Annotated in this window: 5 protein-coding genes and 2 pseudogenes; 5 read left to right on the top strand and 2 right to left on the bottom strand. The window is 36.8% G+C overall.

Annotation, left to right across the window (positions count from 1 at the left end):
- The 3 genes from BLV53_RS16585 to BLV53_RS16590 all read left to right on the top strand — a co-directional run.
- A partial coding sequence (locus BLV53_RS16585) for an Ig-like domain-containing protein (RefSeq protein ID WP_170830918.1) occupies positions 1-1,914 on the top strand: 1,914 nt, incomplete at its 5' end.
- A gap of 1,106 nt (positions 1,915-3,020) precedes the next feature.
- Entirely contained in the window at positions 3,021-3,197 is a 177-nt protein-coding gene (locus tag BLV53_RS17185) for a hypothetical protein (RefSeq protein WP_170830919.1), read from the top strand.
- Positions 3,190-3,813 carry a Fic/DOC family protein gene (locus tag BLV53_RS16590; protein WP_090302734.1) on the top strand — a complete coding sequence of 208 codons (624 nt, stop codon included), beginning with the start codon at positions 3,190-3,192 and terminating at the stop codon, positions 3,811-3,813. The genes BLV53_RS17185 and BLV53_RS16590 overlap by 8 nt, the downstream gene beginning before the upstream one ends.
- A gap of 264 nt (positions 3,814-4,077) precedes the next feature.
- Here the strand turns inward: BLV53_RS16590 and BLV53_RS16595 are convergent, their stop codons facing one another.
- Positions 4,078-4,668, bottom strand: coding sequence for a hypothetical protein (locus BLV53_RS16595; protein ID WP_090302735.1), 591 nt, complete (start codon positions 4,666-4,668; stop codon positions 4,078-4,080).
- Positions 4,669-4,679: 11 nt separating this feature from the next.
- A pseudogene (locus tag BLV53_RS17775) lies at positions 4,680-4,787 on the bottom strand (AAA family ATPase); the annotation flags it as partial.
- Between the two features lie 805 nt (positions 4,788-5,592).
- Here BLV53_RS17775 and BLV53_RS16605 point away from each other — a divergent pair.
- Together BLV53_RS16605 and BLV53_RS16610 are read left to right on the top strand one after the other, a co-directional pair.
- Entirely contained in the window at positions 5,593-6,558 is a 966-nt protein-coding gene (locus tag BLV53_RS16605; RefSeq protein WP_090302737.1) for a hypothetical protein, read from the top strand.
- Between the two features lie 54 nt (positions 6,559-6,612).
- Positions 6,613-7,001, top strand: a pseudogene (locus tag BLV53_RS16610) (hypothetical protein); the annotation flags it as partial.

Raw genomic sequence — 7,001 nt, forward strand, 5'->3', positions numbered from 1 at the left:
GATATTGCGGCTTACTACAATCATTTCGCTAACCATGGTATCTCTGAGCACAGAACTCTTGGTGGTTTCCCTGCTGAAAAGATTGTTCCGGGCGCCGCTGTTGCTTATTCGGGCGGCTCTAGCTCTTCTTCTTCCGGCGGCGGTGGTTCTTCTTCTTCTAAGCCTGCTACTAAGCCTGCTGATACTACCCCTGCTGAACAGGTTACTCCTACTCCAGTTACTCCTGAGCCAGAGAAAGAACCAGAGAAAGAACCAGAAAAAGAGCCTGAGGTACAGAAACCTACATTAGAAGATGTGACTGTTGCTAAGAACGGTGCTAACACACTTATGAAGATAAAGAATATCCCTGATGGATATACTGCAACAGAGTGGACATCATCTGATAATACTGTTGCAACTGTTATGGCTGTTGCAGATGAAGAAGGTGTTATTTGTGGTAAGATTACCAGTGCTTCAAAGACAGGTACAGCTACAATTACAGCCAAGTTGGTTAAAGATAAAGATGTAATTACAGTAACAGGTACTGTCACTGTTGTAGATGCAACCTTTGTATTAGATAAGACAGAAATAGCTGTTGCTCTTGATGATGCTACAGGAGTGACTTTGCAGGCAACAGGAGCCGGTGATCTTTCTGCCGCAGCAGTTACATGGTCTACAAGTGATTCCACAATTGCATCAGTTAATACTACAGGAAAGGTTGTGGGTCTTAAGGCTGGTGTTGCAACTATCACAGCAAGTGCGACAGATGGTAATGGTAAAGCATATACAGCTACATGTGTAGTAACTGTTACAGATCCTTATGTTGCGCTTGATAAGACTGCATTATCAATCGAAGTGGAAGATGAAGTGAAACTGACTGCAACTGCTGTACCTGTACCTGCTGGTGGTGTAGCTTTTAGTTCTGCTGAAACTGATATTATAAATCTAACTGATGATGGAAAAACAGCTACAATTAAAGGTCTTAAGGCTGGTAATGCAACAGTTACCGCAACAATTACTGTTAATGGTAAGCAATATGTTTCAAAGTGTAATGTTACTGTTTCAGCTCTAACACCTACTTTGGAATATGAAAAAACAGCAATTGATATGAAATTAGGTGATGCATTAACATTAACACCAAAGACACAGAAACCGGGAAGTCCAAATGGTACAGTGACATATAGTTCTAATGACCCAGATATAGTTAGTGTGGGAGCTACTAGTGGTATATTAACCGCAGCAAAAACAGGAAAGACAACTATTGTAGCAAAACTTAAGGATAATAAGGATAAAGTACTTGCGCAAACTATTTTTAATGTAAAAGTAAATCCATCACTCGATATTGTTGACAGTAGTGACAATAGCATTCCTGATGGCAAGAAAATTACTGTAGGAGCAGCTTCAACTGCTTTGAAATTAACGGGTGGAACTGGTGATGTTACATGGGTATCTTCTAACCCAGCTGTAGCTACAGTAGATAATAATGGTAATGTAACTGGTGTAAGCGCTGGAAACGTAGATATCATTGCAAAGATTACCTTTGATGGGGAAGAGATTTCGGAGAAGGTTTCTTTAGTAGTAGAGTTACCTACGCTTTCAGTTGCTACGCAGCCAGTTGTACCAACAACCGCTGGTGGCGGTACACTTTCTACTCAACCAGTTATAAATATCGTGGATCAGAATAATAGCAGTGCTGTATTAACAGGATTTAATTCTGCAGTTACAGTTAGTCTTGTGGGAACAGATGCTGGAGTATGTACACTTTCGGGAACAACTACTGTAAATGCAGTAAATGGTGTGGCTACATTCTCAGATCTTGTAATAAGGACAAGTGAGACAGATGCCACTAAAACAGTAAAGCTTCGCTTCTCATGTGGAGATATGACGTCAGTTGAGAGTGGTGCATTATTGATTACAGCTGCTACTGCTCCATAATTATTGAAGAGTCAAAAAGAACTAAAATAATTATCTAATCGATGTCATTAATTAGGGCAATCTACATCATCAAAAGGTATGTTGCCCTATTTTATATATGGTTTTTAAATATAAATTTAGATGTTATTTTTGAATAATAGTAAAAGGATTAATGTTATGACATACTAGATTATTGAACTTATCAAGTTACAACATGAACTGACAAAGCAATCAGTTCGTGCCACATCTCGCATAACTCCTAAATTAATACCTACTCCCTTTTTTGCTTAAACAGCCTTTACCATCTGCTAGTCATTCAACTTTGTCAAAAACATAGTCGCAATCTAGTATAATGAAAATATCCCAGAACTCAGTGTGTAGTTTTCTAGACAATATGTAATTTGTTATAGATACAAAAAGGTGCTATCGATAGACTGTCATCCCTTTTGGTTGATGTTACGAAAAAAAGAAGTAATCAACACAATGGTGCCTGACCCCAATGTGGTCAACTTAAGCTGAAAAAGCCAGTAAAATCAAGGCTTTTCAGCTTATTCTTTAATTGGAAAAACGCAGTTTTTCGCAATAGGGCCACTTACGGTATCTCACTATCACATAAAACATAGAGCGAATCAAAGTAAATATTTTTCTGCCTTCTGAACGTAACCCTGACACGAAAATTCCCTCGATTCCACATGCTACATGCCATCTAGAGTCAAATCCGACACGTATAATTCATTTTATCCTAATATTACGTGTCATTAGACTATCTATTTGACACGAAAAATCCTTTCAATCCACTTTCTACGTGCATTCTAGTTCCGATTCGGGCACGTGAATTTTATTATTCCCTCTATCTTCGTGCTTTCAATCTTTTTGTAACAACGGTGCCAGTAGAAATCAGAGATGAGGCAGTTAAAGAAAGAGATGCTGAAACAATGTTGGTGACTGAATCCGATGTGGTCAATTAAAGTTGCAAAGCCAGTAAAGTAAAATTAAGGCTTTGCAGCTTTTTAGTTTGCGCGCCTATCAATGTTTACCGAGTACAAATTTACGCTGCCACCACTGTTTATCTAATATAATTTTTCCTTAAATTATGATAAAATAAAGGGGCAAAGGAGGCGAGTTTTATGACAAATGCTGAAGCTTGGGATTATGCAATTGGTATGATTAAAGTAGATGGATTAGAACCAACTGCTGAATTTAAAGAATATATAGAAAAAGAAAAACGTGGTGAAGTTACTATGGAAGAGGCAAAGCGTTTTTTGGATAAGAAATATAAAATGAAGGAGAGCTCAAATGCGTGATCCTTATTTATATGAGGATATCCCTGTTCTAAAAAATAAGCTTGGTATCACGAAACAGGATTTACTAGATGATGCTGAAGCTGATTATGTGGTGTATCGTTTAAAAGATTTGGCAATTAATCCTTTGCCAGGTGACTATCATACAGATCATTTCCTTAAGATGCATTTCCTAATATTTCAAGATATATTTGAATGGGCTGGTATACCTAGGACAATTTCTATTTATAAAGAAGAGGACGTTCTTGGTGGACAATCAATAGAGTATTCTGATCCTTTTGATATTGTTAACGACATTCATCATGTTTTAAAAGAGATGAGGGAAAAAAAGTGGTTCTCTATGAATCAAAGAGAGATAGCTGATGAGTTTTGCGATTCGTTAGCTGCGCTATGGAGAATTCATCCTTTTAGAGAAGGTAACACAAGAACGACGGTTACATTCTGTTGTCAATTTATTGATGAAAAAGGATTTAAAATTAATAGGAAACTATTTGAACAAAATGCAGGTTATGTTAGAACAGCTTTAGTTGCATATAATGCATATTTTTCAGATGGAAGTGATTTTAGAAAAAAAGAGTATTTACAAAGAATCGTTTATGATGCTTTTGAGAAAGAGTAAAAGATATAGGCAGCTATTCAATTTGGGTAGTTGCCTTTTTTCATAAAAATATATTCACATGTTTTTTCTAGTAATAAAACTTTTTAACGAAGAACCTTGAGACAGCAAATGACCTATAAATACCGGCAAACAGTATTAAAATATCCCCAGAGCCTTACGGATATGAGGATACTTTAGGATTTTTTACTTCCTTCTTGGTAAAACAAGACATTAAGTCTACAATATCTGTTTCATCATCAACAACAGTATTTACAAAAAATACTTTTAACGTAGACCATCTCTATCTGCCTCAGGAATGCCAAGCAGCTCGCATGCTTCATCAAAGGTTTTGCCTGTGTTTTTCATTAGATTGAAAATACTTTCTGCGCGACCACGAGCCAAACCGTCATCCAAGCCATCCTCATACATTCCCGGCAAAACACGCTCTTCATTATATTCTGTTAAAACCATATCTGTCACCTCCGCCTTGTTATTCCTAAGGAAATCAGCTAAGATACCATCTTTTATACATGAATCTACAGCTAAAGAAACAGCCTGTTCAATATCATAATCTTTAGCAAAATCTCTGACTCTGTTTATGAACTCCATGTAATCTGATAGAGGTATACATTTTTTCAAGAGGTCGTCATTTTTGCCTTTGTTTATATTATACAGAGTTGCAGTCCACTCAAATTCACCATCATAAGAAGGATTTATGAATGCATCTGAGAGTTTTAGCTTTTCTATAGCAGGTTTGTCGGCATATCCGTTGTAAAATACTACATACTTTGGTGTTGGAAGCTTTTCCAGTTTTGTGCCATAGATATTGAGGTTGTTGATTTCAATATATCTATTGTACATCTTGCCGAAGTACATCAATCCTCTGATGATAATGGAAAAACTTTGATTTCATCGCCTCGGGCTCTAAATTGAGCGAGCACATCAGAAGATAGCATTTTAGAGTTGCTGCCTGTGACGTATACATCTATATTGCATATCTGCATAACATCAATAAATGTGATTTTCGCGTCCGGGTCATCCAAATTAGGATTTTAAAAAGACTGTGTTTTAGAAAATAAAAAACTCCACATCACATATGGTGTGCGGAGTCTTATAGTAATCTATACATAAATATGCAATTATCTGTCATACTTAAATTTTCTATTGAAAATCAGCTTATTATATCGTACGATATAGATACAAAAAAGGTGCTACCGATAGACGGTCAGCCCTTTGGTTGATATTACTATAAAAAAGAAGTAATCGAACCTTGGGCGAGGCGATTACTTCTTTTTCTTATGGTCTTTTCCATAGCTAACGCCAATAGAAAAGCAGGTTAATCCAAAGCATATAACTGCAATGAAATCACATATGTCCATAAGCAAGCCCTCCTGATATCTATTTCCGGCAATGCCGGATTGTGAGGTAATCACGAGGGTACCGCCCTCACTAATTCAAGGGCTAATCGCCTACCGCTTGGTAGCACCGTTGCTTAGTTTATCAGATGTATAAATTCATTTCAATCGAACATCTTCTCATTTTTAGCGATAATCTTTAATTTAGAATATCTCTATCTTCTCACAGGTTTCCTTAAAAGCTTTAATGCTACTACAACCGTTATATATGTTAGTCAGATATGGATTCTGGAATAGTCTTGACAAGGTTATTTTTTGCTATAATTATGTTATAATTGAAATATAGATATGTGTAAGTACTTGAGGAATTGAATCAAGTGCAAACTAATGTGGCAGGCTGTCTCTGTTTATAATATAATAAACGTACTTTTACGGAGGAACATGAATGACAGCTGAAACATACTTAAATAGCGAATTGACTTCAGCAGATAAAAAAGCCCAATATGATGAGCATGCTCGAAGATTATTAAAAGATAAAGGCGTATTAGCATATGTTCTTAAGTATGCTGTTGCAGAGTTTAAGGACTATACACTTGAAGAGGCAAAAGCAGCGATTGAAGGTGAGCCTGAAGTCGCCAGCCATGAAGTTAGGCCAACAGGTGCTATTACAGGAATCGAAAATGAAAGCAAAATTCCAGATGAAGGAAAGATGTTTTTCGATATATTATTTACTGTAAGAACAAAAGCTTCGGAAAGACAAAAGCTATATATTAATTTAGAGGCTCAAAAATCTTTTTATCCAGGATATGATTTAGTCACAAGAGGTGTTATTTACACAGCGCGATTGCTATCTGAACAAATGGATAAAGAATACACAGCAAATAACTATGATGGAGCAAAAAAGGTATATTCAATTTGGATATGTATGAATACACCTGCTGTAAATCAAAGTGGTGCTAATGTTGCTGATACAATTACCGAATATTCCATTTCACCTAAATCGATTTATTCATCAGGTGAACAAAATCAGCAAGCTACGGGGCGATATGATTTATTATCTGTAGTTTTTGTCAACTTAAAAGACAGTACAATGAAATCGTCTAATAAACTCATAGGTATGCTATCTACACTACTATCACCTAAAATCCAGCCAGATGAGAAAAGGGTTGTTTTAGAGGAAGACTACGAGTTGCCTATGACCGAAGAAATGAAAGGAGATGCAGCGGCTATGTGTAATTTAAGTGATGCAATCGTAGCAGAAGCGGTTGAAGAAAAGAATATCGAACTGAGAAAAAAGGATGCTGAGCTTGAGAAGAAAGATGCTGAACTTGAGAAGAAAGATGCTGAAAATAAACTTTTAGCTAGCGAAATTGAGCAACTAAAAGCAAAGCTTGCTGCTCTACAGAAATAAAGCATCGGAACTAATGGCGAATATTTTTCATAAAAATTCTGACTCCACAGCTGCATGTTGTGGAGTTTTTTATATGCACAGCAGAATCCTGATATTGTTGCTGCTATCGGTACTAAGCCTGCTGATCTTGAAACCCACTACAATGTGTTTGGTAAAAAGGAAGGTCGTGCTGGCTCTGCTGATGAAGCTGGCTCTGCTCTTCGTCAACTCTTTGATGCTGAGTTCTATGCTAAAATGAATCCTGATGTTGTTGCTGTTCTTGGCAACGATGCTAATGCTCTCTTTAACCACTTCTTACAATTTGGTATCAATGAAGGCAGACGCATTAATCCTTATTTCGATGTTAATGCTTACAAGAAAGCTTATCCTGATCTTGTTGCTGCTTTTGGCGATGATATTGCGGCTTACTACAATCATTTCGCTAACCATGGTATCTCTGAGCA

This window comes from Pseudobutyrivibrio sp. ACV-2 (assembly GCF_900107545.1).
Taxonomy (GTDB): Bacteria; Bacillota; Clostridia; order Lachnospirales; family Lachnospiraceae; genus Pseudobutyrivibrio.